At 73.0% G+C, this 23,254-nt stretch carries 22 protein-coding genes; 7 read left to right on the forward strand and 15 right to left on the reverse strand.

Translation table 11 applies throughout. The features are described 5' to 3' along the window. Window positions 1-169: 169 nt before the first annotated feature. A complete protein-coding gene (locus tag ACH4E8_RS07570; RefSeq protein WP_398445330.1) occupies window positions 170-922 on the forward strand; it encodes a L,D-transpeptidase in 753 nt (250 codons plus the stop codon). Between the two features lie 77 nt (window positions 923-999). On the opposite strand, the gene ACH4E8_RS07575 is transcribed toward ACH4E8_RS07570, so the two are convergent. Next, window positions 1,000-1,647, reverse strand: coding sequence for a TetR family transcriptional regulator (locus tag ACH4E8_RS07575; RefSeq protein WP_398445332.1), 648 nt, complete (start codon window positions 1,645-1,647; stop codon window positions 1,000-1,002). 482 nt (window positions 1,648-2,129) lie between these two features. On the opposite strand from ACH4E8_RS07575, the gene ACH4E8_RS07580 reads away from it, so the two are divergent. Both ACH4E8_RS07580 and ACH4E8_RS07585 read left to right on the forward strand, forming a co-directional pair. After that, a complete protein-coding gene (locus tag ACH4E8_RS07580; protein ID WP_398445334.1) occupies window positions 2,130-4,490 on the forward strand; it encodes a PQQ-binding-like beta-propeller repeat protein in 2,361 nt (786 codons plus the stop codon). Window positions 4,491-4,545: 55 nt separating this feature from the next. After that, on the forward strand, window positions 4,546-5,673 hold the full coding sequence (locus ACH4E8_RS07585) for a serine hydrolase domain-containing protein (RefSeq protein ID WP_398445336.1): 1,128 nt from the start codon (window positions 4,546-4,548) through the stop codon (window positions 5,671-5,673). 79 nt (window positions 5,674-5,752) lie between these two features. Here the strand turns inward: ACH4E8_RS07585 and ACH4E8_RS07590 are convergent, their stop codons facing one another. The 4 genes from ACH4E8_RS07590 to ACH4E8_RS07605 form a co-directional block, all read right to left on the reverse strand. Beyond that, window positions 5,753-7,219: an alpha/beta fold hydrolase gene (locus ACH4E8_RS07590; protein ID WP_398445338.1), complete on the reverse strand. Its 1,467-nt coding sequence runs from the start codon at window positions 7,217-7,219 to the stop codon at window positions 5,753-5,755. A gap of 275 nt (window positions 7,220-7,494) precedes the next feature. Next, complete coding sequence (locus tag ACH4E8_RS07595; RefSeq protein ID WP_398446078.1) at window positions 7,495-7,899, reverse strand: arsenate reductase ArsC; 405 nt, start codon at window positions 7,897-7,899, stop codon at window positions 7,495-7,497. A gap of 67 nt (window positions 7,900-7,966) precedes the next feature. Next, window positions 7,967-9,088 (reverse strand): ACR3 family arsenite efflux transporter, encoded by a 1,122-nt coding sequence (gene arsB / locus ACH4E8_RS07600; RefSeq protein WP_398445340.1) that lies wholly within the window; start codon window positions 9,086-9,088, stop codon window positions 7,967-7,969. Continuing rightward, window positions 9,085-9,498, reverse strand: coding sequence for an ArsR/SmtB family transcription factor (locus ACH4E8_RS07605; protein WP_398445342.1), 414 nt, complete (start codon window positions 9,496-9,498; stop codon window positions 9,085-9,087). Before ACH4E8_RS07605 ends, arsB begins: the two co-directional genes overlap by 4 nt. 90 nt (window positions 9,499-9,588) lie before the next feature. On the opposite strand from ACH4E8_RS07605, the gene ACH4E8_RS07610 reads away from it, so the two are divergent. The 3 genes from ACH4E8_RS07610 to ACH4E8_RS07620 all read left to right on the forward strand — a co-directional run bounded on the left by ACH4E8_RS07610 (window position 9,589) and on the right by ACH4E8_RS07620 (window position 11,733). Next, a complete protein-coding gene (locus tag ACH4E8_RS07610) occupies window positions 9,589-10,032 on the forward strand; it encodes an ArsI/CadI family heavy metal resistance metalloenzyme (RefSeq protein WP_398445344.1) in 444 nt (147 codons plus the stop codon). 85 nt (window positions 10,033-10,117) lie between these two features. Beyond that, window positions 10,118-10,747, forward strand: a complete 630-nt coding sequence (locus ACH4E8_RS07615; RefSeq protein WP_398445346.1) for an RNA polymerase sigma factor — start codon at window positions 10,118-10,120, stop codon at window positions 10,745-10,747. Continuing rightward, on the forward strand, window positions 10,744-11,733 hold the full coding sequence (locus tag ACH4E8_RS07620) for a CU044_5270 family protein (RefSeq protein WP_398445348.1): 990 nt from the start codon (window positions 10,744-10,746) through the stop codon (window positions 11,731-11,733). Before ACH4E8_RS07615 ends, ACH4E8_RS07620 begins: the two co-directional genes overlap by 4 nt. A gap of 59 nt (window positions 11,734-11,792) precedes the next feature. Here ACH4E8_RS07620 and ACH4E8_RS07625 read toward each other — a convergent pair whose 3' ends face one another. The 3 genes from ACH4E8_RS07625 to ACH4E8_RS07635 are packed head-to-tail and all read right to left on the reverse strand — an operon-like array spanning window position 11,793 to window position 14,176. Next, a complete protein-coding gene (locus tag ACH4E8_RS07625) occupies window positions 11,793-12,596 on the reverse strand; it encodes an enoyl-CoA hydratase/isomerase family protein (protein WP_398445350.1) in 804 nt (267 codons plus the stop codon). Then, entirely contained in the window at window positions 12,575-13,024 is a 450-nt protein-coding gene (locus tag ACH4E8_RS07630) for a Zn-ribbon domain-containing OB-fold protein (protein WP_398445351.1), read from the reverse strand. The genes ACH4E8_RS07625 and ACH4E8_RS07630 overlap by 22 nt, the downstream gene beginning before the upstream one ends. Window positions 13,025-13,027: 3 nt before the next feature. Then, window positions 13,028-14,176, reverse strand: a complete 1,149-nt coding sequence (locus ACH4E8_RS07635; protein WP_398445353.1) for a lipid-transfer protein — start codon at window positions 14,174-14,176, stop codon at window positions 13,028-13,030. Between the two features lie 130 nt (window positions 14,177-14,306). On the opposite strand from ACH4E8_RS07635, the gene ACH4E8_RS07640 reads away from it, so the two are divergent. After that, window positions 14,307-15,860, forward strand: a complete 1,554-nt coding sequence (locus ACH4E8_RS07640) for a FadD3 family acyl-CoA ligase (RefSeq protein ID WP_398446080.1) — start codon at window positions 14,307-14,309, stop codon at window positions 15,858-15,860. A gap of 373 nt (window positions 15,861-16,233) precedes the next feature. Here the strand turns inward: ACH4E8_RS07640 and ACH4E8_RS07645 are convergent, their stop codons facing one another. The 7 genes from ACH4E8_RS07645 to ACH4E8_RS07675 form a co-directional block, all read right to left on the reverse strand. Further along, window positions 16,234-17,490 carry a cytochrome P450 gene (locus tag ACH4E8_RS07645; protein WP_398445355.1) on the reverse strand — a complete coding sequence of 419 codons (1,257 nt, stop codon included), beginning with the start codon at window positions 17,488-17,490 and terminating at the stop codon, window positions 16,234-16,236. Then, a complete protein-coding gene (locus tag ACH4E8_RS07650) occupies window positions 17,487-18,773 on the reverse strand; it encodes a cytochrome P450 (RefSeq protein WP_398445357.1) in 1,287 nt (428 codons plus the stop codon). The genes ACH4E8_RS07645 and ACH4E8_RS07650 overlap by 4 nt, the downstream gene beginning before the upstream one ends. A gap of 62 nt (window positions 18,774-18,835) precedes the next feature. After that, window positions 18,836-19,528 carry a GTP-binding protein gene (locus ACH4E8_RS07655; RefSeq protein ID WP_398445359.1) on the reverse strand — a complete coding sequence of 231 codons (693 nt, stop codon included), beginning with the start codon at window positions 19,526-19,528 and terminating at the stop codon, window positions 18,836-18,838. Beyond that, a complete protein-coding gene (locus tag ACH4E8_RS07660; protein WP_398446082.1) occupies window positions 19,503-20,066 on the reverse strand; it encodes a DUF742 domain-containing protein in 564 nt (187 codons plus the stop codon). The genes ACH4E8_RS07655 and ACH4E8_RS07660 overlap by 26 nt, the downstream gene beginning before the upstream one ends. A gap of 92 nt (window positions 20,067-20,158) precedes the next feature. Then, window positions 20,159-20,593, reverse strand: coding sequence for a roadblock/LC7 domain-containing protein (locus ACH4E8_RS07665; protein ID WP_398445361.1), 435 nt, complete (start codon window positions 20,591-20,593; stop codon window positions 20,159-20,161). Then, window positions 20,590-22,242: an ATP-binding protein gene (locus tag ACH4E8_RS07670; RefSeq protein WP_398445363.1), complete on the reverse strand. Its 1,653-nt coding sequence runs from the start codon at window positions 22,240-22,242 to the stop codon at window positions 20,590-20,592. Before ACH4E8_RS07670 ends, ACH4E8_RS07665 begins: the two co-directional genes overlap by 4 nt. A 469-nt stretch (window positions 22,243-22,711) precedes the next feature. Further along, entirely contained in the window at window positions 22,712-23,086 is a 375-nt protein-coding gene (locus ACH4E8_RS07675; protein ID WP_398445365.1) for a hypothetical protein, read from the reverse strand. Between the last annotated feature and the right edge of the window lie 168 nt (window positions 23,087-23,254).

Here is a 23,254-nt window from a genome sequence, read left to right on the forward strand (position 1 = left end):
GAACCTCCTCACGGCAAACCCCTGACGGGGTGACAAGGGGCGCGGGCGCGCCGGGAACGGGCGCCCGCGCCTCTCACCTTTTTGGCCCGCCGTGGCGGCGCGTTCCGACGCGCGCTGGTACCTCTGGACTGGGGGTGATCCGGGGGTACGCACGAGGACGGAGTGCCGCATGCGACGCAACACCACAGGGAAGGCCGCCGGAGGTTCGGACGAGGCGGCCCGGATACGTACCGGCCCGCGGCCCACCGCCGCACTCGCCGCGACGGCGCTGGCCGCGGCCCTCGCCGGCACGCTCGTCGCCGCGCCGGGCGCCGCCGCGGCCCCCGCGCCCTGCACGGCCGGTACGGGCCCGTACCAGCGGCCCATGGAGGAGTTCCTGAAGCGGCCGGTGGACGGCGTCCAGTCGGAGGCCGACTGCGTCGCCATCCGGGACTTCCAGACGAAGAACGACATCGACCCGGCGACCGGGTACGCGAGCCTCGGCACGTACCGCGTCATGGTCGCCGTCAAGGCCCGCGCCAACCCGAACGCGGCCGGCAAGTGCCCCGTCAAGAACTACCGGGTGACCTGCGTGGACCTGGACCGGCAACTGCTGTGGGTGCAGAAGAAGAAGGACGTGGTCTTCGACCCGGTGCCCATCCGCAGCGGACGGGACAGCCAGGAGACCAGGCTCGGCTGGCACTCCATCTACTGGCGCAGCCGCGACCACGTCTCGACGATCTACGACAACGCGCCCATGCCGTACGCCCAGTTCTTCGACGGGGGGCAGGCGCTGCACGGCAGGCTGGACGACCTCTACGACGGCGGAGGGTCGGCGGGCTGCATCAACCTGCGCCTCGCGGACGCGAAGGCGCTGTGGGACCTGCTGGACATCGACGACGCGCTCTACATATGGGGCGCGAAGCCGGGAACCGCGGACTGACGGACCGCGGCGGGGGAGGGGGGCCTGGGCCTGGGGGCCCGACGTGCGGCGCGGGCGAGCGCGCCGGGGTCGGGCCCCTACTTCAGCGGCTTCTTGCCCGTGATGCCGAGGTGGACCAAGAGTGCGAGGTTCGGTCGCAGTTCGGCCTGCTTCACGCCCCAGGTGGTGAAGCCCTTCTGGTGCGAGGCGACGGCGGCGAGCATTGCGACCAGCGAACCGGAGATCGCGGCGGGGCTGACGTCCTTGTCGACCCGGCCCTTGGCCTGGAGCTCCTTGACCGCGTCCGTGAGGGAGTTGGTGACCGAGTTCAGGATCTTCATGCGGATCTTGTAGAAGCGCTTGTCGCCCTCGGCGGCACCGAGGTCGACGACCCGGAGGATGGCGTCGTTGCGCCGCCAGAAGTCGAGGAAACCGTCGACGAGGTCCTCCGCCGTCTGCCAGGCGGACTTGCCGACCCAGGCGCGACCGGATACCAGTTCGGTCAGACTCGCGCCTTCTTTGGCCATTTCCTCGGCGATTTCGAGAACGGCGCCCTCTACGTCGGGGAAGTACTGATAGAAGGTGGCGGGGGAAGTGCCCGCCTTCCGGGCCACGTCGATCACCTTGACGTCCCGGTACGGCGAGGAGCTGAGCATCTCGCTGAGGCAGTCGAGCAGCTTCTGCCGCGTCGCCTGGCCGCGTCGTCCGGCCACTCGGCCGTCGACAGTGCGTACTTGTCCTGTCATGCCGTCAGCTTACCGAGGGGTGATCGGCGCGCGATTCGGCCGACTGCAAATGGGGTGCACCGGCCGTTCTCAGCCACCCGGTGCGGTGTCCTTCGTCCATTTCTGCGTCAAGGATCACGCCGCTTCGCGCCGTGCGCCCGCTTCCCGCCCGCCGTCGACGCCGTTCGTACCGGCCGCTGCGCCGCCGTCCGCCCCTGCTGTGTTTTCCCTGGATGAATCTCCCTACTTCCGGACAATCAGCACACGGCGTGCGGTGTCGGGGCGGGTCCCGAGTCGGCCCCGGAGCGCGCCTTTCGCGCCCCGATGTGCCCGTCGTGTCCGAAACCGGGCGAGACACCCCGATCCGCCCCCGGGTTCGCAACCGTCGCCCTGGACAGGAACAATCGGGGTGCGCGACCGCTGTGGGGCTCGGCGGTGAGACGCCGCACAGGGCTTGGATACGGGCCTGAAGGAGCCGGGGCCCGTACGGGGAGGTGGCAGGGATGGAACAGCTGACGCAGCACGACCCGAGACGGATCGGTCCGTTCGAGGTGCTGGGCCGGCTCGGCGCGGGCGGCATGGGGCTGGTGTACCTCGCCCGGTCGGCATCCGGCCGCCGGGTGGCGATCAAGACCGTGCGCACCGAACTCGCCGAGGACCAGCTCTTCCGGGTCCGCTTCACCCGCGAGGTGGAGGCGGCCCGGGCCGTCAGCGGCTTCTACACCGCCGCCGTGGTGGACGCCGACCCGCGGGCCGACGTGCCGTGGCTGGCCACCGCGTACGTCCCCGCGCCCTCGCTGGAAGAGATAGTGAACGAGTCCGGGCCGCTGCCCGCCCAGGCCGTGCGCTGGCTGGCCGCGGGCATCGCGGAGGCGCTGCAGTCCATCCACGGCGCCGGGCTCGTCCACCGCGACCTGAAGCCGTCGAACGTCCTCGTCGTCGAGGACGGGCCGCGCGTGATCGACTTCGGCATCGCGTCCGGGGTCTCCAACACCCGGCTGACCATGACGAACGTCGCCGTGGGCACCCCCGCCTACATGTCGCCCGAGCAGGCCAGGGACTCCCGCAGCGTCACCGGCGCCAGCGACGTCTTCTCCCTCGGCTCCACCCTCGTCTTCGCCGCCACCGGCCACGCCCCCTTCCACGGCGCGAACCCGGTCGAGACCGTCTTCATGCTGCTGCGCGAGGGCCCGGACCTGGAGGGCCTGCCGGACGAGCTGCGGCCCCTGATCGAGTCCTGCATGGGCGGCGACGCCGCCCGCCGCCCCACCCCCGAAGACCTCCAGGCCCAGCTCGCACCGCACCTCTTCGCCTCCGGGGACGACGGCGGCACCGCGTCCGCCTGGCTGCCCGCCGGGGCGATGGCGATGATCGAGGCCCGTCGGGGCGGCGGCCGCACCCAGGCGCCGCCGGCCCCGCCCGCGCCCTGGCGACCGCCGAACGCCTCGCCCGTTCCGCCGCGGCGCGACCCCGAGTGGGCCCGGCAGAGCGCGCACGACCCCCGTACCAACGGCGTCTCGCCCTCCGCCGCGGCCTCCGTGCAGCTACCGGGCGTACGGGAGCCGATCGGCCCCGGCCTCCGGGTCTCCGACGCGCGCGGCCCGCTGCCCGGCTCCCCTCCGGTCACCGGCTGGATCCGGCCGCCCGCGGGGCTGAACGGCACCGCACCGCCCCCGCCGCAGGGCCCGCCCGCCCCGCCGCCGCCCACCCGGCCCCCGGCCGCGCCCGAGGCCCCCGCGCACTGGCGGCCCTGGCGGTTCCGCATGTCCAACGAGGTCTGGGGCACCCCCGTCGTCGACGCCGGGCTGCTGTACGTCACCTCCTTCGAGGTGCACGCCCTCGACATCGGCACCGGCCGGCGCCAGTTCAAGACCCGCGACGTGGCCTGGACGATGTCCGTGGACGGCGGCCGGATCCACGCGTCCGACGGTCCCACCCTCTACGCCCTGGACGCGGCCGACGGCCAGGAGCGCTGGCGCGTCGGCACCGACGCCTGGGTGTACTCCCTCAAGACCGACCGCGGCACCGTGCTGACCGGCACCCGCGGCGGCGGCGTCCAGGCGTGGGAGGCGTCCAACGGCGAGAAGCTGTGGGAGCTGACCGGCGCCCAGACCGACTTCGAGACCCCGGAAGCCGGGCCCGTCATCAGCGGCGACACGGTGTACGTGTGGAAGGACGCCCGGCTGCGCGCCCTGGAGGCCCGCACCGGCGTGGAGCGCTGGTCGTACCCCGTCGGGGACGCCGCGTCCTGCGGGGGCGTCCCCGTCCGCGTCCACCCGGCCGCCGACGGCTTCGCGTACGTCTCGGCCGGCACCCGGGTCTTCGCCGTCGACGTCGCGAACGGCCTGGTCCGCTGGCACTTCGAGGCCCCCGCGGTCTTCCTGTCGCCGCCCGCCTTCGCGCCCGGGCCCGCCGTCACCGGCGGCGGGGTGTACCTCGCCGACTACCTCGGCACCGTCTACGCGCTGGACGCCACCACCGGCAAGGACCGCTGGCGGATCGCCACCGAGGCCCGCCAGTCCATCGAACCGGTGCTGGTGACGGCCGGCCACGTGCACGTGGGCAGCGGCTCCGCGCTCTACACCCTCGACGCGGTCACCGGCACCCCGCTGTGGCGGTTCGCGGCCGGCGGCGAGGTCATCGGCGCCCCCGTCGTCGCCGACGGCCGCGTCCACTTCGGCTCCGCGGACCACGTCCTCTACACCCTGGACGCGGGCGGCGGCCAGCTCCGCTGGAAGCTCGCGACCGGCGGCGAGATCACCGGCTCCCCGCTGGTGCGCGGCGGGGTGGTGTACGCGTGCAGCAAGGACCGCTGCGTGTACGCGCTGGACGCGGTGAAGGGCACGGCGACGGGACGGCGATGAGTTCCGCCCGTCGGCGCGGTCTGCCCTCCGTACCCACCCACGAGAGGGAAGTCGTATGACGAGCTTGGCAGCCCTGTTGACGTCGCACGTCGAGGCGGGGTCCCTGCCCGGGGCGGTGTCGCTGGTCGCCCGCGGCGACGAGGTGGAGGTCGCGGCGGTGGGCCGCACCGCGTTCGACGGACCGCCGATGGAGCGGCGCTCGCTCTTCCGCGTCGCCTCCCTGACGAAGCCGATCACCGCGGCGGCGCTGCTGCTGCTCGTGGCGGACGGCCGCGTCGGGCTGCACGACCCGGTCGACGAGTGGCTGCCGGAGCTCGCCGCGCCGCGCGTGGTCCGTACGCCCCAGAGCCCGCTCGACGACGTCGTCCCGGCGGCCCGCCCCGTCACCGTCTTCGACCTGCTCACCGCGCGCGCCGGCTACGGCTTCCCGTCGGACTTCTCGCTCCCCGCGGTCCAGGCGCTCTTCAGCGACCTGCGCCAACGGCCCCCGGAGCCGTCGGACGTCACCCCCGACGAGTGGATCGCGGACCTGGCCCGGATCCCGATGCTCGCCCAGCCCGGTGAGCGCTGGCTCTACAACACCACCTCCGACATCCAGGGCGTCCTGATCGCCCGGCTCGCCGGCCGCCCCCTGCCGGAGTTCCTGGCCGAGCGCATCTTCGAACCCCTGCGCATGGTCGACACCGCGTTCAGCGTGCGCCCCGCGGACCTCGACCGCTGCACCGCCCTCTACCGCCCGACCGAGTCCGGCCCGCCGGAGCTGTGGGACGCCCCGGACGGCCTCTGGAGCCGGGAGCCCGGTTTCCCCTCCGGCGCGGGCGGCCTGGTCTCCACCGTCGACGACCTCCACGCCTTCAGCCGCATGCTGCTCGCCGACGGTGCGGGCGTGCTCACCCCCGACTCCGTCCGCCTGATGACGACGGACCACCTGACGCCGGAGCAGCGCGCGGGCGGCGAGCTGTTCCTGGAGGGCCAGGGCTGGGGCTGCGGCGGCTCGGTGGACGTCGCGGTCCGCGAGCCGTGGAACGTCCCCGGCCGCTACGGCTGGATCGGCGGCACCGGCACCTCCGCGCACGCCGTCCCGACGACGGGCACGGTCGCGATCCTGCTGACCCAGCTGGGCCTGGAGGGCCCGACGCCCCCGCGGGTGCTCCGCGACTTCTGGGCGTGGACGGCGACGTGAGTCGCCCCGCGGGCGCCCGCGGGGCGACGTGGCGCGTCAGTCGGCACGCCCGGGCGCTGTAGCGCGACCGTGAGCCGTGTCAGGGCTGTTGGAGGCCGTCACAGGTGCCCTCGGCCTTCTGCCCGGTGCGGAAGAAGGTGACCGCCTTCGTGGCGCAGGGCAATGAGGGCAGGGAGCCGTGGACGCCGTCCAGCACGGTGAGCAGGGTGCCACCGGTGGCGTCCCTGGCCCGTTCGGCCCATACGTGGGGAGTGACGGCCTCGTAGAGGTGGCCGGAGAGCTGGAGCGCGCTGTTGCCGCGCACGGGCTTGGCGTCCGGCGCGTTCAGCGGCCACTTCGCGCACCAGGCGCTGAAATACCTTCCTCCCATCAAGGGGTCAGCCGCACGGCGGGCCTCCCGGGCCGCCCAGGTGTCCCCGAAACGGCGGCTCGCGGGATCGGAGGCGTTGCAGAGCATGGCGTTGTACTGGATGGCGTTCATGCCGCTGCGCGGGTTGCCCAGCCCGAAGGTGCCGACCGGTGTCCGTGCGGCCTTGGCTGCCTGGGGTGTCGGGGGTGTCGGGGGCGTACCCCCGTTGCGCACCGCGACCAGGTTCCGCGCCGCCTCGCCCCACTCCTCCCGGGGGCGGATGACCTGGTCGCCGACCCAGTCCCCGCCCAAGCGCACCCCGCCGCTGACGCGCGGCTTCCGCTCCAACTCGCTGCGGAGATCGCCCAGCCGTCGAGCGACCGTGGACTCGTCGGTGCCCAGGCCGTACTCGGCGTCGCGCTGGGCCAACCAGGCGAGCATCGGCGTGCCGCTCTTCTGGCCCACCGCCTCTATCTCGCCGTCCAGCGTGGGCCAGTGGCGGCCCGTCGGAGGCATCACCGAGTCCAGCCACATGCGTTCCGTGCGGCGGTCGAACAGGGAACGGTAGGCCATTCCGATGGCGGTGCCGAAGGACGCCCCGTAGTAGCTGATCTTCTCCGTGCCGAGCGCGGCCCGGAGCCGGTCGATGTCGCGGGCGGCGTTCTCCGGGGTGAGCTGGCGCACGAACTCCGGGTCGACGGCCGCGCAGCGGTTGTTGAACTCGGCCTCGTTGTCGAATTCGGCCTTCTTGACGCTCTTCTCCGTCGCCGTCGGCGGCGGTTCGGCCACCGGGTTGTAGGCGCAGGCGACGTGGTCGCTGTATCCGGTTCCCCGGACGTCCAGTCCGATGAAGTCGCGCTCGGAGTTGAGCGCGGCGAGTCCGCGTCGCGTCAGCGTGTGCGAGTCGGCGATGTTGAAGAGCCCCGGTCCGCCCAGGTTGACCACGATCGGTGCGGCGCCCGCCTTCGGGCGGGTGGCCTTGACGCGGCTCACCGCGATCGTGATCTTCCGGCCGTCGGGCTTCGCGTAGTCCATCGGTACGGACAGCTCGGCGCACTCGCTACGGGTGTCGTTCGGAACCGGCCAGTTCACCGCCGCGGTCGAGCAGAGCTGCCAGCGGAGTTCCGTCGCGGCGGAACGTTCACTGTCCTGCGCGGCGACGAGTCCCGTGCTCGCCTGTAATCCGGCCAGAGCCAAGACGGAGACGGTCAGGGCGCGGCGGCGTGCGACCCCGACGGAGCGGGGTCGCACACTGCGGTGATCGGTCATCGGTGACAAGGGAAGAAGCCTCCGTGCAGGGGACGACGGGAATGTCCACGGCGCCCGCGGACCTCCCCATCGTGGACAGCCTGTGCTTTGGTCGTGCATAGGTACGGCAGCGGCTGCCTTTCCGCTCTGTTTCACCGACGCAACAGTGACGCGGGGCCGTTGCCGAGCCGGGACCGCCCGCCGAGTCGCCCGGAAGCGGTGGGCTATTCGTCGAGCGCCACGCCCAAACCGGTGGCCAGCCGTCGCACCCGTCCCTCGATCTCGTCCCGGATCTGCCGGACCGCGTCGACGCCCCGCCCCGCCGGGTCCTCCAGCGTCCAGTCCAGGTACTGCTTGCCGGGGAAGACGGGGCAGGCGTCGCCGCAGCCCATGGTGATCACCACGTCGGACGCCCGCACGGCCTCGGCGGTGAGGACCTTCGGCGTCTCGGCGGCGAGGTCGATGCCGACCTCGTGCATCGCCGCGACGACGGCCGGATTGACCGTCGCGGCCGGGGAGGAGCCGGCGGAGCGGACCTCGATGCGGTCGCCGGCGAGGTGGGTGAGGAAGGCGGCGGCCATCTGCGAACGGCCCGCGTTGTGCACGCACACGAAGAGCACCGACGGCACCGACGGCGCTGACGACTTCGACGACTTCGACGACTTCGACGACTTCGACGTCTTCGGCGGCTGGAGTTCAGACACGGGCAGGCCCTTCTGGGACGGCACCCGCTCCGGCCGCAGGGCCGAGCGCGGTGGGGTCGGGGAAGAAGCGGCGCGCCTTCAGCGCGACGTGCACCAGACCGATCAGGACCGGTACTTCGATCAGCGGTCCGACGACCCCCGCGAGGGCCTGCCCCGAAGCCGCGCCGAAGGTGGCGATGGCGACGGCGATCGCCAACTCGAAGTTGTTGCCCGCGGCGGTGAACGCCAGCGTCGTCGTCTTCGGGTAGTCCAGCCCGACCGCCCGGCCGAGCGCCATGGACCCCGCCCACATCACGGCGAAGTACACCAACAGCGGGAGCGCGATCCGGGCCACGTCCAGCGGCTTCGACGTGATCGCCTCGCCCTGGAGGGCGAAGAGGACGACGATCGTGAACAGCAGCCCGTAGAGGGCGAACGGCCCGATCCGGGGGATCAGCTTCGTCTCGTACCAGTCGCGGCCCCGGGCCTTCTCCCCGAGGCGGCGGGTGAGGTACCCGGCCGCGAGGGGAATGCCGAGGAAGATCAGGACGCTGCCGGCGATCTCCCAGACGGAGACGTCCAAGCCGGTCGTCGCCAGGCCGAGCCAGCCGGGCAGGAGGTCGAGGTAGAACCAGCCCAGCAGGCCGAAGGCGAGCACCTGGAAGACGGAGTTCAGTGCGACGAGGACGGCGGCGGCCTCCCGGTGGCCGCAGGCGAGGTCGTTCCAGATGATCACCATGGCGATGCAGCGGGCGAGCCCGACGACGATCAGTCCGGTGCGGTACTCCGGCAGGTCCGGGAGGAAGGTCCAGGCGAGGGCGAACATCAGCGCCGGGCCGAGCACCCAGTTCAGCACCAGCGACCAGACCAGCAGGGGCCGGTCGCCCGTCACGGTGTCCAGCCGGTCGTAGCGGACCTTGGCCAGCACCGGGTACATCATCACCAGCAGCCCGAGCGCGATCGGCAGCGAGACCCCCGCGACCGTCACTCGGGCGAGCGCGTCCCCCAGGCCGGGCACGAGCCGGCCGAGGCCGAGACCCGCGGCCATCGCGGCGAGTATCCACAGGGCGAGGTACCGGTCGAGGAACGACAGCCGGGCGGCCACCGGCCCCGTCGGCTCCGCCGGGCCGGTCACGCGGAGAGCCCGGCGGACTCGCGCAAGGGCTCGCCCGCTGGCCGGGTGAGGATGTCGGCCAGCCGGTCGGTCATCTCCGGCAGCAGTCGGTAGTACACCCACGTGCCGCGCCGCTCGGAGGCGATCAGCCCGGCTTCGCGCAGGAGCTTCAGGTGATGGGAGATCGTCGGCTGGGACAGGTCGAACGCCGGGGTCAGGTCGCAGACGCAGACCTCGCCGCCCTTGCGGGACGCGATCATCGACAACAGCCGCAGCCGCACCGGATCGCCCAGGGCCTTGAAGACCCGCGCCAGCACGACGGCCTGCTCCTCGTCCAGCGGCGCGGTCAGCAGGCCGGGGCAGCAGCCCTCCGTCCCGAGGCCCTCCGCCGTCGTGTCCTGTCCGATCACCGGCAGTTCTTGATTCGACATGCTTCTATGTTGACGAACTTCGATCCAAGGGGCAAGCTCGACGGTGTAAGGCATCGATGAATATCGATACAGCCTGTTCGAGGAGGAACCATGTCCCGCGTCCAGCTTGCCCTCAACGTCGCCGACCTCGAAGCGTCCGTCACCTTCTACACCCGACTCTTCGGCGTCGAGCCCGCCAAGCGCCGCCCCGGCTACGCCAACTTCGCCATCGCCGAGCCCCCGCTGAAGCTCGTCCTCATCCAGGGCGAAGAGGGCCAGCCCACCCGCCTGGACCACCTGGGCGTCGAGGTCACCACCACCGCCCAGGTCGCCGCCGCCACGACCCGCCTCAAGGAGTCCGGGCTCGCCACCTTCGAGGAGAACGACACTTCCTGCTGCTACGCCCTCCAGGACAAGGTCTGGGTCCACGGCCCCGGCCGCGAGCCCTGGGAGGTCTACGTCGTCAAGGCCGACGCCGCCGACATGGGCAAGAGCCCCGCCACGGAGACGCCCGCGACCCCCGAGCCCGCACCGGCGTGCGGCTGCGGAAGCTGAACCGGTCCCGCGCAGCCGAGCCGAGCTCCCGCGAGAAGTGGAACCGACCCGCCCGTGCGGACACTTGTCGGGTGTGGAGTCCCCCTTGAATGAACGGATCCGATTAGGCGATCGGGCGGCGTTCGCCGAGATCTTCGACCTGCACGCGCGCGCGGTGTACGCCCATGCCGTCCGGACGACGGGCGACTGGGCCCTGGCCGAGGACGTCACGTCGCTGACCTTCCTGGAGGCGTGGCGGTTGCGCCACAAGCTCCGCGAGGAGGTGCGGAGCGTCCGGGCGTGGCTGTTGGGCATCGCGACCAACGTGTTGCGCAACACCGCCCGGGCCGCGCGTCGACACCGGGCCGCGATGTCGCGCCTGCCGCCGCCCGAAGCGCTGCCCGACTTCTCGGACGAGGTGGTCGGGCAGTTGGCCGACACGGAGCGGCTGGTCGCGGCCGCCGCGGCGCTGAAGCGCCTGAAGCGGAGCGAGCGGGAGGTCTTCGCCCTGGTCGTGTGGTCCGAACTGGGGTACGCGGCTGCCGCCCAGGCGCTGGGGATTCCGGTGGGCACCGTCCGCTCCCGGCTGTCCCGCGCGAGGGAGAAGGTGCGGAAGCTCGTCGAGGAGGAACTGACGCCGGGCGCACGGGCGGTGGAACCGCCGACCGGCAGTGGACACGCAACGGACGGCCGGGCGACCGCAGCCCGTGCGTCCCACAGGAGGAGCGCATCATGAATCCGGAGCAGCAGGAGCGGTCCGAACGCGAGCAGGCGGCCCGGGTGCTGCCGCCCGCTCCGCACCCGGAGCCGGCGCCCGGGCTGGTGCGGGCCCGTCGGCAGCACCTCTTGGACGAGATCGCCCGGCAGCCGCGGGTGCCGGCTCTCCGTCCGGGGCGGCGCGTGGCCCTCGTCCTGGGCGCAGCGGCGGTCGCCGCCACGGCCGTCGGCGCACTCGGCCTCGGCCCCTGGGGCAGCCCCGCCCCGCGAGCTGCGCCGCCGGCGTCCGCGGCGTCCGTACGGCTGCTGGAGCGGGCGGCCCTGACCGCGGCCGCGGAACCGTTGCCGAAGGTGCGCGCGGGGCAGTACGCGTACGTGAAGGTGATCGGCCGCACGACGGTCCTGTCCGAGGGCGCCAGCGGCGAGATGGAGCGCCTGCGCGAGGACCAGGGCATGGAGCAGTGGACTTCCGTGGACGGCGGGGACCGGACCTTGCAGCGCAAGGGCGGACGGGACCAACTGCTGCCGGCCGCCCCGGGCAAGGGCGATCTGAACTCACCGACTCACACCTTCCTGGCGGCCCTGCCGACGGACCCGGACGCCCTGCTGAAGCGGATCTACGAGGACGCCGAGAAGAACCACGGATCGGGTTCGGGCTCCACGACGGGCCCCGACCAGCAGGCGTTCGTCACCATCGGCGACCTGCTGCGCACTTCGGCGGCACCCCCCGCAACCACTGCTGCTCTCTACCGCGCCGCCGCCCGCATCCCCGGGGTCGTCGTCGTCCCCGACGTCGTGGACGCCGCGGGACGTCGAGGTGTGGCGGTGGCCCGGGTGCACGACGGCGAACGCACCGAGTGGATCTTCGACAGGAGTACGGTGCGGCTGCTCGGGGCACGCACGGTCCTCTTGGAGGACAACGCCTGGGGCAAGGCCGGCACGGCCGTGACCTCCGTCGCCGTCATGAGCAGCGGCATCGTCGACGAAGCCGGACAAGTCCCGTGACGGCGCCTGTCTTCGGCGCGGCGGTGACCGGGCTGTGCTGTGCGGGACGTACGGGCAGCTCACCGCACCCCGGGGGGCCCGCCGGTGCGTCTGGACTCGAAGCGGGCCGTCTGCGCCGCGGGGGACGCGTTGCCCAGGGCGATCAGGTGGGGGGCCAGGGCGAGCGCCGTCGACCGTACCGGCTCGCGGGCCGACCACAGCGCCCGGACCGTTCCCTGCACCGCTTCCGTCGGGTGGGACGCCACCGTGGTCGCGCACCGCAGCGCCGCCGCGCGCGCCCCGCCCGGCTCCGTCAGCTCCGACACCAGGCCGATCTGGTGGGCGCGTTCCGCGCCGAGGCGTTCCGCGGTGCCCATGAGGGCGAGCCGGGCGATCTCGCCGTACGGCATGCGCTGGGCGAGCAACACGGACTCGTACGCGCTGACCATGCCGTAGCTGGTGTGCGGGTCGAAGAACGTCGCGGTGCGGGCGGCGATCACGAACTCGCACTCGCCGAGCAGGTAGAACGCGCCGCCGCAGGCCATGCCCTCCACCGCGGCGACGACCGGTTTCCACAGGTCGTTCGCCTTGGGCCCGATCGCGGCCAGTGGGTCGTCGATGCTGTACGGGGAGGTGGGCTGCGGCACCTCCGCGGCGCGGTCGATGCCGGTGGTGAAGGCGCGGTCGCCGGCGCCGGTCACGACCACTGCGCGGACCGCGTCGTCGTAGCGGAAGGACCGCCACGCCTCGGTGAGCGCCCGCGCCGCCGCGAGGTCGATCGCGTTGAGCCGGGACGGCCGGTCCAGGACGACGACCGCGACGCCGGTCTCCGCGACCGCGTCCCGGTCCACGTACACCCCCGTCACGGCCGCTCCAGCAGCCACCGGGGCATCCGCAGCCCCGCGCCGTCCGGCGGCGCGAACGCCACCTTCACGCCCGCGCCGATCCGCAGCCGCGCCGGGTCGACCGAGTCCAGCGGTGCGTCCGGGGCGCTCACCACGTTCCCGACCAGCCGGATGCGGGGCGCGTCCAGCAGTTCGACGACGACCGCGTTGTACGGGGCGAGCGCCGCGTACGCCGCCAGCAGCGGCGGGTGCGGTACGACGTACGACCAGATCCGGCCCCGGCCACCCGCCTTGCGCCACTCGCTGTCGAAGGATTGGCAGTGCGGGCAGCACGGCCGCGGCGGGAACCTCGGCTCGTCGCAGGACGCGCAGGTCTGCACCCGCAGTTCGCCGCGCGCCGCGTACTCCCAGAACGGCGCGCCGTCCCCGTCGACGAGGGGGGACAGCAGTCCGGACGTCTCGCTCATGGGTCAACTCCTCAGCAGCACGGCCGACGTGGGCACGCCTTCGCCCGCCGTGACCAGGCAGGTCGTGGCGTTCGGCACCTGTGCCGTGGAGGTGCCGCGCAGTTGCTTGACGCCCTCGGTGATGAGGTTGAAGCCGTGGACGTACGCCTCGCTCAGCCCGCCCCCGCCGGTGTTGATCGGCAGCCGGCCGCCGATCTCCAGCGCGCCGCCCTCGGTGAACGCCGCGCCCTCGCCGCGGCCGCAGAAGCCGTACCCCTCCAGGGAGAGCGGGATCAGCGGGGTGAACGCGTCGTAGATCTGGGCCACGTCGACGTCGTCGGGGCCGAAGTCGGCGCTCTTCCAGAGCTGTCGGGCGCAGGTCCAGGCGGGGCCGGTCAGCGGGTCGTCGTTCCAGTAGTTGACCATGCCGTGGTGCTGGGCCGGCAGGCCCTGGGCGACGGAGTGCAGATAGACCGGCTTCTGCCGCAGGTCGCGGGCGCGTTCGGCGGAGACCACGACGCAGGCGAGCGCGCCGTCGGTCTCCAGGCAGTTGTCGAAGAGGCAGAGCGGTTCGCTGATCCAGCGCGAGGTCATGTACATCTCGCGGGTCAGGGGCCGGTCGTACATCATCGCGGCCGGGTTCTGGTTGGCCCGGTTGCGGCAGGCGAGGGCGACGTTGAAGAGGTGGTCGCGGGTGGCGCCGTACTCGTGCAGGTAGCGGCGGGCCAGCATGGCGATCTCGTCGGCCGGGCGCAGCAGCCCGAAGGGTCGGGTCCACTGGCCGGGCGTGGGTAGTTGCACCGCGGTGTTCTTCCAGGGGCGCGGTCCGCTGCCGCGCTTGCGGGAGCGCCAGGCCACCCCGACGCTCGCCTGACCGGTGGCGATCGCCGCCGCGAGGTGGGCGAGGGTGGCGCAGGAACCGCCGCCGCCGTAGCCGACCTTGGCGAAGAAGGTCACGTCGCCGGCGCCGATGGACTTCGCGACTTCGACCTCGTCGGTCTCCTCCATCGTGTACGAGGCGAAGGCGTCCACCTCGGCGGGCGCGATGCCGGCGTCGTCGAGGGCCTGCACGATCGCCCGGCAGGCCAGCGTCTTCTCGGACTCCGGAAGCCGTTTCGCGAAGGCCGTCTGGCCTATGCCGGCTATCGCCGTCGCGTCCTTGAGACCGGGCACGAGCACCTCCGCCGTTCGATCCCGAATGCTGACAGCGCGTCAGGCTACCGCTAATCTGACGGATAGTCAGCTAGCGGGAGGGCTCCTGATGGACACGGCCGACGCTGCTTCGCGCCCCGCCGCGCACCTGATGCGCGGTGACCTGGAATGGGGCACCGTCCCCGCGCTCGTGCACCGCGCCGCGCAGGCGCACGGCGCGCGCGAGGCCGTCGTCGAGGGCCGCACCCGCGTCAGCTACGCCGAACTCGGCGCCCGCGTCGAACGGTCCGCCGCCGCGTGCATCGCCGCCGGGGTCCAGCGCGGCGACCGCGTCGCCGTCTGGGCCCCCAACTCCCTCGACTGGATCGTCTGCGCGCTCGGCGCGGTCACCGCGGGCGCGGTCCTCGTCCCCCTCAACACCCGCTTCAAGGGCGGCGAGGCCGCGGACGTGCTGCGGCGCAGCCGCGCCCGTCTGCTCTTCGTCACCGGCACCTTCCTCGGCACGTCGTACGTCGCCCAACTGCGCCGGCACGGCGGCGAACTGCCGCACCTGGAGCAGGTCGTCGTCCTCGCGGACTCCGCGCCCGACGACTACCGCGCCTGGCCCGACTTCCTCGCGGCCGGCGCGGACGTCGGGGCGGCCGAGGTCCGCGCCCGCGCCGCCGGCATCGCCCCCACAGATCCCTCTGACATCGTCTACACCTCCGGCACCACCGGCCGCCCCAAGGGCGCAGTGATCACCCACGCCCAGACCCTGCGCTGCTACAACGTCTGGAGCGAGCTCGCCGGACTGCGCGCGGGCGACCGCTATCTGATCGTCAACCCCTTCTTCCACACCTTCGGCTACAAGGCCGGCGTCATCGCCTGCCTGATGCGGGGCGCGACGATGGTCCCGCAGCCCGTCTTCGACGTGGCCGCGGTCCTCGCCCGCATCGCGGCCGAACGCATCTCCGTCCTCCCCGGCCCGCCCACCCTCCACCAGTCCCTCCTGGACCACCCGGCGCGTGCCGCGCACGACCTGTCCGCGCTCCGCCTCGTCGTCACCGGGGCCGCGGTCGTGCCCCGTCGACTCGTCGAACGGCTCCGGGACGAGCTGCGCGTCGAGACCGTGCTCACGGCGTACGGGCTCTCCGAGGCCAGCGGGATCGTCACGATGTGCCGCCGCGGCGACGACCCCGGGACCGTCGCCACGACCTCCGGCCGCGCCATCCCCGACACCGAGGTGCGCGTCCTCGCGACCGCGCCCGACACCCCCGGCGAGGTCCTGGTCCGCGGCCACCACGTGATGACCGGCTACTTCGAGGACCCCGAGGCCACCGCGGCGGCCGTCGACGCGGACGGCTGGCTGCACACCGGCGACCTGGGCGTCCTGGACGCGGACGGCAACCTGCGGATCACCGACCGGATCAAGGACATGTACGTCGTGGGCGGCTTCAACGCGTACCCCGCGGAGATCGAACGCGTCCTGCTGCGCCACCCCGACGTGTCCGACGTCGCGGTCGTCGGAGTCCCCGACGCGCGCCTCGGCGAGGTCGGCAAGGCGTACGCGGTCCGCCGCCCGGGCACCGCGCTCACCGCGACCGACCTGATCGCCTGGTCCCGTCGCGAGCTGGCGAACTACAAGGTCCCGCGGGAGGTCGAGTTCCTCCCCGAACTCCCCCGCAACGCGTCCGGCAAGGTCCTGAAGACCCACCTCCGCGCCTAGCCCTGCGGGCCGCGGTTGCGCCCCCTCGCCCCAGGTAGCCGGGGGTCTCCCAGGGCCCCCGACGACGTGGTGGTCCTCCCGGGGCCCCTGAATCCCCCCGTGCTGCGGGCAAGGGGCACCGGCGCTACCCGGACACCAGCGCCGCAGTCTCCACCGGCACGTTGGTCTCTGCGGCCCGGTGGGGGCCGTTCGCGCAGTTCCCCGCGCCCCTATTTCGCTGCCCCGTCACTTTGACTGCGGGCTGAGGGCCGGGTGTTTAGGGGCGCGGGGAACTGCGCGACCAGCACACCACCGGGCCGCAGGGGGCAACGCGCCCGCAGGGGCACGGCGCGGGGGTGCCCGAACACCTCGGCGACCCCCGCCGCGCGGAGCGTCAGCGCAGGAGGACCGGGATGCGCTGCCAGCCGTACGCGATGAAGGACGGGACCTGGCGCAACTCGTCCGCGGACGAGGCCAGCCGCATGTCCGGGAAGCGTTCGAAGAGCGCCGGCAGCGCGGTCAGCGCCTCCACCCGGGCCAGCGGAGCGCCGATGCAGCGGTGGACGCCGATGCCGAAGGACAGGTGCTCGTCCGCCCCGCGCCGCGCGTCGAAGAGGGACGCGTCGTCGCCGTACTGCGCGGGGTCGTACGACGCCGCCGCGTACGTCGTCAGGATCGCGTCGCCCGCGGGGATCGTCACCCCGTCCACCACCAGGTCGCTGACGGCGAACCGCAGCGGCAGGTTCGCGATCGACGGATGCACCCGCAGCACCTCGTCCACGACCGCGTCCCAGGAGATCTCGCCCGCCCGCACCGCCGCCAACTGCTCGGGGTGCTGCAACAGCGCGACGACCGCGTTGCCGATCAGGTTGACCGTGGTCTCGAAGCCCGCCCCGATCACCAGGAGCAGCGTGCAGATCAGCTCCTCCTCGCTGAGCCGGTCGCCGTCCTCGGCCCGGACCTTGATCAGCTCGGTGGTCATGTCGTCGCCGGGGTGCTCGCTGCGGTGGGCGATGAGCGCCGGCAGCACCGTCCCGACCTGCTGCTGCACGTACGCCGCGTGCTCCGGGCTGGGATCCGAGGTGTCGATGATCGCGGCCACCAGGGTGCCCATCGCCGCGACCAGGTGGTCCGGCACCCCGAACAGCTCGCAGATGATCCGCATCGGCAGCGGGTGCGCGTACGCGCTCCGCAGGTCCACCGGCCCGCCCGCGTCCGCCGCCGAATCCAGGTCCGCCAGCAGCTCCGCGGTGGTCGCCTCCACCCGGCCGCGCATCGCCTCCGTGCGGCGGGCCGTGAAGCTCGGGGCGACCAGCTTCCGCAGCCGGGTGTGGTCCGCGCCGTACGTGGAGAGCATGTTGACCACGCCGACCCAACCGAGTATCCACACCCACTGCGGCGTCTGCGCGGCCTCTTCGAAGCGGGACCAGTGCTTGTGCGGGTCCTTGCTGACCTGCGGGTCGAGGATCAGGGCGCGCAGCGCCGCGTACGTCGTCGGCGCCCACGCCGGGATCCCGCCGGGCAACTCGATCGGGACGACCGTGCCCAACTCGCGCAGCCGGGCGCACTCCGCCTCCGGGTCGGCGCCGAAGGGGTCGATGGCGTACGGAGCGGACGCGGCTCCCCCGACTCGTTCTTCCTGCACGCTCATCTCGGGGTCTCCTGACTCGTCTGGCCGCTCTGGCTGTGACTCGGGCTCTGGATGTGGCTCTGGATCTGGCTCTGATTCGACGTCGCGTGGGCCGGGTCCCCGTCCGGCAGCCGGGGCGTGAAGCGCACCGGCAGCGCCGTCAGGGAGCGGTGGAACGGCCCCGGTCGCCACGTCAGTTCCGCCCGCGGCAGCACCGGCTCCAGGTCCGGCAGCCACTGCGTCAGCCGCTCGATGGCCGTCGTGGCGATCAGCAGGGTCTGGTGCTTCACCGGGCAGGAGTGCTCGCCCGCCGACCACGACAGGTGCGAGGCGTCGTGCGGGTGGTGCGCCCCGCCCTGCTCGCGCTCCGCGAAGTGGCCGAGCGCGCCGTACGAGACGATGACCGGCACGGCGGAGCGCACCCACACGCCGTGGAAGCTGACGGACTCGCGCGCGTAGTAGACCCCGTAGTTCGCCAACGGGGTCTCGTACCGCAGCACCTCCATGACCGCGTCCATGACCGGACGGGACCCGCTGGTGAGGGTGGAGTAGTACGCCGGGTTCCCGAGGATCCGGGACAGGGCGTTGGCGACCAGGTTCGAGGTGGGCTCGTGGCCGGCGCCCAGGGTCAGGAAGACGTGCCAGGTGACCTCCTCGGGGCTGAGCCCGAGGGGGTGGTCCAGCAGGTGGCTGGTGATGTCGTCGCCGCGCTCCGCCGTCTTCGCGGCGATCAGGTCCAGTACGTACCTGCCGTACTCCTCCTCGCCGCGGATGCACTCGTCGCCGCCCTCCATCAGCAGCGCGAGCGAGTCGTTCAGCCGGCTGCTCTCGCTGTCGGGCAGCCCGAACAGGCTGTTGAAGATCAGCGCCATCAGTGGCCGGGAGAACTGCGACACCAGGTCCGCGCTGCCGTCCGGGCCCATCCGGGAGACCAGCGTGTCGACGGAGCGCAGCACCCGTTCCCGCAGGTCGTGCGGTTCGACGAGGTCGAAGGCGTCCGTCAGCGCGGTGCGGTAGCGGGCGTGCACGGCGCCGTCGGCGAAGAGGGCGTTGGGGCGCCAGCGCAACATGCCGAGCACCGGCGAGTCCGCGGGGACCGTGGCCTCCCAGGGGCGCGGGTCGCGCGACCAGGTCCGGGCGTCGTGCAGCAGGTCCAGGGCGGCGCGCCGGTCGGTGATGACGTACGCGCCGACGCCGGGCGCCAGTTCGGCCCAGCCGACCGGGCCCTGGGCGCGCAGGGCCGCGTAGTACGCGTACGGGTCGACGGCGAAGCCGTCCTCCCACAGGCGCACCGGGCCGGTCACGGCGGGAGCGACGGGGGATGAGGGGGAGGCGGAGTGGGCGGGGGCGGGGGCGTGCGGGTGGTTCAACGGGGTTGGTTCTCCGTCCACGGGCTGGCGGCGGGGTTCGGTGCGGCCGCCGCGGCGGGGGCCGGTGCGGGCGCCGGGGGCGTCACCGGGGGCGCCAGCGTCAACAGGTGCTCGACCAGGGAGAGCAGCGCGTCGACGGACGAGTTCTGGTCCCGCGCGTCGCACAGCACCATGGGCGTCGTCGGGTCCAGGTCCAGGGAGCGCCGCAACTGCTCCTCCGTGTAGGGGCGCGAGTCCGGGAAGGTGTTCAGCGCCACCGCGTACGGCAGCCCGCTGTCCTCCACCAGGCCCAGCACCTCGAAGGAGTCGTCGATCCGTCGGGTGTCGACCAGTACGAGCGCGCCCAGTGCCCCGTAGGCGATGTCCGACCACAGCGAGCGGAACCGCTCCTGCCCGGGCGTGCCGAACAGGTACAGGACGATTCCACCCTTGAGGGAGATGCGCCCGAAGTCGATGGCGACCGTCGTGGTCGTCTTGTTGCGGACCCCTTCGAGGTCGTCCACGGAGACGGACGCCTCCGACAGCCGCTCCTCGGTGTGCAGCGGGCGGATCTCGGACACGGAGTCGATCAGGGTGGTCTTGCCGACCCCGAAGGGGCCTGCCACCAGGATCTTCACCAGCTCTCTGGCGGTGTCCGGCAGATGCAGGCCGCCGGAGCCATTGCTAGAGCTTGAGGGCGCGGAGGCCATCGGCGACTCTCTCCAACAGATCGGATGGGGGTTGGGCTGCGTACGGGACGGGCGGGCGGGAGCGCACCAGTCCGCGGTCGATCAGGTGCGCGGCGAGCACGCGCACGGCGGACACGGGCAGTTCGAGCAGGGCGGCGGCCTCCACGACCGTGAGGGATCCGCCGTCCAACGCGGTGAGCAGGGAGAGTTGGGCGGCGGGCAGGTCGGCCGGGACCGCAGGACCGGACGCGGGTACGGACACCGGTACGGGCGCGGGCGCCGGTACGGGTGCCGACGCCGCTACGGGTGCGGGCGGGCCAGACGGTGCCGGGGTCGCTCGCGCTCCTGGCGGTAACGGGACGAAGTTCTCCGGGTCGTACGCGTCCTGGAGGGCTTCGCGACCACCCGGGCCCGCACGCCCTGCAAGGCCCGCGGGGGCCGCGGGGCTTGCAGGGCCCGCCCCCGGCCGCCCCGCCGCACCGTCGCCGTCAGCCGCAGGCGGCCCGTCCGACTCCTGGGCCCCGCCGGTGCGTTCGGGCCTGACCAGGCCCGTCAGCACCGACAGCCGCTCCAGGGCGCCGGAACTCGGCCGGGTCTGGCCTCCCGTCGACAGGTACGCGGGGACCAGCGGCCGGCCGCCCCTGCGCGCGTTCACGGCGTACGGGGGTCGCCATCGGTCCCACGTGGCGCGGCGGCCATGGCCTTCTCGCCGAGCCGCGCCACCTGCGAGTGCACTCTGTGCGCGAGCAGGTCGAGCCGTACCTCGGGGTCGCCGTACGCGGCGACGCAGGTCCCGTGGTGGGTGGGCGCGACCAGGATGTATCCGTGGTCTGACTCGATGACCACCTGGCGCACTTCGGCGGTCTCCTTGTCGGCGAACGTCGCGGCGGCGGTGCGACAGGCGCCCTGCACGGTGCTGATGATCGCGGCGGTGCGCTCGGCCGAAGGTCGGGACAGCCGGTCGGAGTAGCCGGCGACCAGGCCGTCGAGGGTCAGCAGGACGGCGGCCCGTACGTGCGGGATCTCCAGGATCGGATCGAGCACCCATGCGGACTCACCGGTCTCGCGGGAGGTACGGGTGGTCATCGGGGGTTGTTCCTTTCGATGTCGGCGGAGGCGGCGGCGGCCCCGTCGCCGAAGGGGCGGTGTTCGACGGGCACGGGGGGCACGACGTGATCGGCGTGTTCGGCGCCGCTGAGTGCGGCTGCGGTCCCGGCCTGGAGGGCGCCGAGAGCGGCGGCGGCCTCCTCCGGGGTGCGCACGGGGGTACGGGGACGGGCGGCGGCGGTCGCGCCGGCGTCCGACGGGCGGGCGCGGCGACGGCGCCGGGGGAGCGCGTCGCCGTCCGGCTGGGGCCGGTGGGCGGGGTCGAGGGCGGTTTCGTGGGAGATGGCCTCGGCCGGCGGCAGGCCGTGCGTCCGGCCGGCCGCGGGGTGGGCAGCGGGTGCGGCGGGTGCGGCGCTCGTGGCGGGTGCGGCGGTGGGGTACGCCGTCGGCGGGGGGAACCCCTGCGCGGCCGGGGTCGCCGGCGCCGTCGGGGTGGCCGGGACGTGGGGCGCGGTGGGCGCGGTGGTGAGCCCGTGCGGTACGGCGAACTGGCCGGAATGGTCCTGTGCCGCGGCCTCCGCCGCACCGCCCGTGCCCCGCGTCGAACGCGGCGCGCTCGGTGCCTGCGGCCGTACGGTCGGGTCGATCCGGCTCAGCAGGTGGTTCTTGATCAGCAGCACGGCTCGGACGCCGCCGTACGGCGACGGCGACGACAGGTCGACGAAGAGGTCGAACTGTCGGGTGAGCTGGCCGATCGCGGCCAGCCCCATCCGCGGCGGATCGCCCAACTCGGACAGCAGGATCGGGTCCGTGCCGGCCACCATGCGCTGGGCGTACGCGCGCTCGGCGGCGGCCATGCCGACGCCGGCGTCGTCCACGGTGACGGTGGCGCCGTGGTGCGCGCGCTCCAGGTTGACCACGACGCGGGTGTCGGGGGAGGAGTGGCGCAGGGCGTTGTCGAGGAGTTCGGCGACGATGATGGCGACGGGCTCGACGGCGTGCGAGACCAGCGCCGTGCCGTCCTCCAGGTGGTTGTTGACCTCGACGCGGTGATAGCCGACCAGCCGGGACTGGCCGCCGGTGACCGCGTCGACGAGGTGCGACTCCTCGCGGGCCAGGCCCACCCACGCCCCGCACACCACGGCGGTGACCTGGGCGCGGCGCAACGACTGCTCGTTCTCGTGGTCGAGGGCGTAGAGGGTCTGCGCCAGCTCGGGGTCGTCGTAGTGCTGTTGGAGTCCGCGCAGCACGTCCTGGAGCCGGTAGAGCCCGGCTTGGATCTCCCGGGTCGCGCCGCGCATTCCGGCGCGGGCGGCGGCGTCCACGCGCTTGCGCTCGCGCGCGATGGCCGAAACCAGTCCGTCGAGGACCGCGTCCAGGCCCTCGCCCAGCGGCCCGTTGACGACCTCGGGGCGCAGCGGTCCGGGGACCGGCAGATGGGCGTGCGCGGTCCGGGCGGCGACCGCGGGGACCCGCTTCTGCGCCAGGTGGGCGACCTCGGCGGCGTACGCCCGACCTGCCCGGCCCGCTTCCTGCCGGGCGACGTCGAGGTGGGACCGCAGCTCCGCGATCTCCCGGCGCTGCTCGGCCCGCTGGCGCCGCGAGCGTAGGAGCCCGCCTCCCAGAACGAACGCCGACAGGGTCCCGGCGGCCAGGCCGACGGCGGCCAGGTCCGGTAGCTCGATCATGGAAACCTCGGGGAGGGCGGTGGTGACATGTCGTCCAAGAAGGCGACCGGTCAAGTACACACCGTTATTGATCGATAGCGGGAGGGGTGCCGGGCAGAAAATTATGAACTTGCTTTAATGGTCGGCCGCTTATGTCGTCCTTGCTGTGGGCATGGACTAGTTGAGGGCGGTTGATGGTGAGTCCGTCCTCTATGTCGTTCCCTGTGTTGCTTTCTCGTCGCACTCTCGTCGCGCCTCGATCGTCGTCGAGGCGTCCGCGGATGCAGGGGCGCAACGGGCCGCACCGAAAAGGGTGTACGGCCGTGGCGGGTCCTCCCCCAAGGCCGCCACGGCCGTACACATTCACCGGTGGTCTCTGTGCGATGTCGTTCCTCTGCTCCGTCGCTCTGCGATTTCGCTGCGCTGTGCCCTGTGGTCGACGTCACTCCTGGTCGGGGTAGCGGGCGTCGACGCGTGGGAGCCGGCCGTCTCAGTCGCGAGGCGGCGGCGGCATCGGCGAGTGACGCTCCATGATGACGATCTCGTCCTCCAGCCCGGTGCCCGTCGAAGGGGTCGAGTCGGTGTCCACCGTCGTGGCGCCCCCCTCCGCCGGGGCGTCAGTCGCGGTGTCCACCTGGGCGTCGGCCGGGGTGACCGGCGGAGTCGTCGGAACGGTCGGTGTCGTGGGCGAGGCGGGCTCGCCCTGCTCGGCGGCCGCGGCCGCGGACGTGGGTGGTGCGGGCGGCGCCGGACTGTGGCGCTCCCGGGGCGAGGTGCCCTCGAAAGCGGTGGCCGGAGCCACCTGGGCCGCGCCCCTGCTGGTGATGAACTCACCGGCGCTGGTGTTCGTGTTCTTCTGTGTCATCGTTCTGCCCCCATGCATTGTGCTGTCGTTCCATCAACCAGAACCGGCCTTCCGGCCGGAGACTCCCCCGAGGGTCCCCGGACGGAAGGCCGGGGGACCTTCTCCTCACCCCCCGGAGAGGAGGAGGTCCCACGCGATCCGTCTGCCCCCCGATGCGACGGATCGACT

This window comes from Streptomyces sp. NPDC017979 (genome assembly GCF_044328175.1).
Classification (GTDB): domain Bacteria; phylum Actinomycetota; class Actinomycetes; order Streptomycetales; family Streptomycetaceae; genus Streptomyces.

Coding starts and splice junctions, on each gene's coding strand:
- ACH4E8_RS07645 (WP_398445355.1), bottom strand. CDS start 17,490: ATGAGCGTGCAGGAAGAACGAGTCGGGGGAGCCGCGTCCGCTCCGTAC.
- ACH4E8_RS07620 (WP_398445348.1), top strand. CDS start 10,744: ATGAATCCGGAGCAGCAGGAGCGGTCCGAACGCGAGCAGGCGGCCCGG.
- ACH4E8_RS07640 (WP_398446080.1), top strand. CDS start 14,307: ATGCGCGGTGACCTGGAATGGGGCACCGTCCCCGCGCTCGTGCACCGC.
- ACH4E8_RS07655 (WP_398445359.1), bottom strand. CDS start 19,528: ATGGCCTCCGCGCCCTCAAGCTCTAGCAATGGCTCCGGCGGCCTGCAT.
- ACH4E8_RS07585 (WP_398445336.1), top strand. CDS start 4,546: ATGACGAGCTTGGCAGCCCTGTTGACGTCGCACGTCGAGGCGGGGTCC.
- ACH4E8_RS07605 (WP_398445342.1), bottom strand. CDS start 9,498: ATGTCGAATCAAGAACTGCCGGTGATCGGACAGGACACGACGGCGGAG.
- ACH4E8_RS07665 (WP_398445361.1), bottom strand. CDS start 20,593: ATGACCACCCGTACCTCCCGCGAGACCGGTGAGTCCGCATGGGTGCTC.
- ACH4E8_RS07575 (WP_398445332.1), bottom strand. CDS start 1,647: ATGACAGGACAAGTACGCACTGTCGACGGCCGAGTGGCCGGACGACGC.
- ACH4E8_RS07675 (WP_398445365.1), bottom strand. CDS start 23,086: ATGACACAGAAGAACACGAACACCAGCGCCGGTGAGTTCATCACCAGC.
- ACH4E8_RS07570 (WP_398445330.1), top strand. CDS start 170: ATGCGACGCAACACCACAGGGAAGGCCGCCGGAGGTTCGGACGAGGCG.
- ACH4E8_RS07580 (WP_398445334.1), top strand. CDS start 2,130: ATGGAACAGCTGACGCAGCACGACCCGAGACGGATCGGTCCGTTCGAG.
- ACH4E8_RS07610 (WP_398445344.1), top strand. CDS start 9,589: ATGTCCCGCGTCCAGCTTGCCCTCAACGTCGCCGACCTCGAAGCGTCC.
- ACH4E8_RS07670 (WP_398445363.1), bottom strand. CDS start 22,242: ATGATCGAGCTACCGGACCTGGCCGCCGTCGGCCTGGCCGCCGGGACC.
- ACH4E8_RS07630 (WP_398445351.1), bottom strand. CDS start 13,024: ATGAGCGAGACGTCCGGACTGCTGTCCCCCCTCGTCGACGGGGACGGC.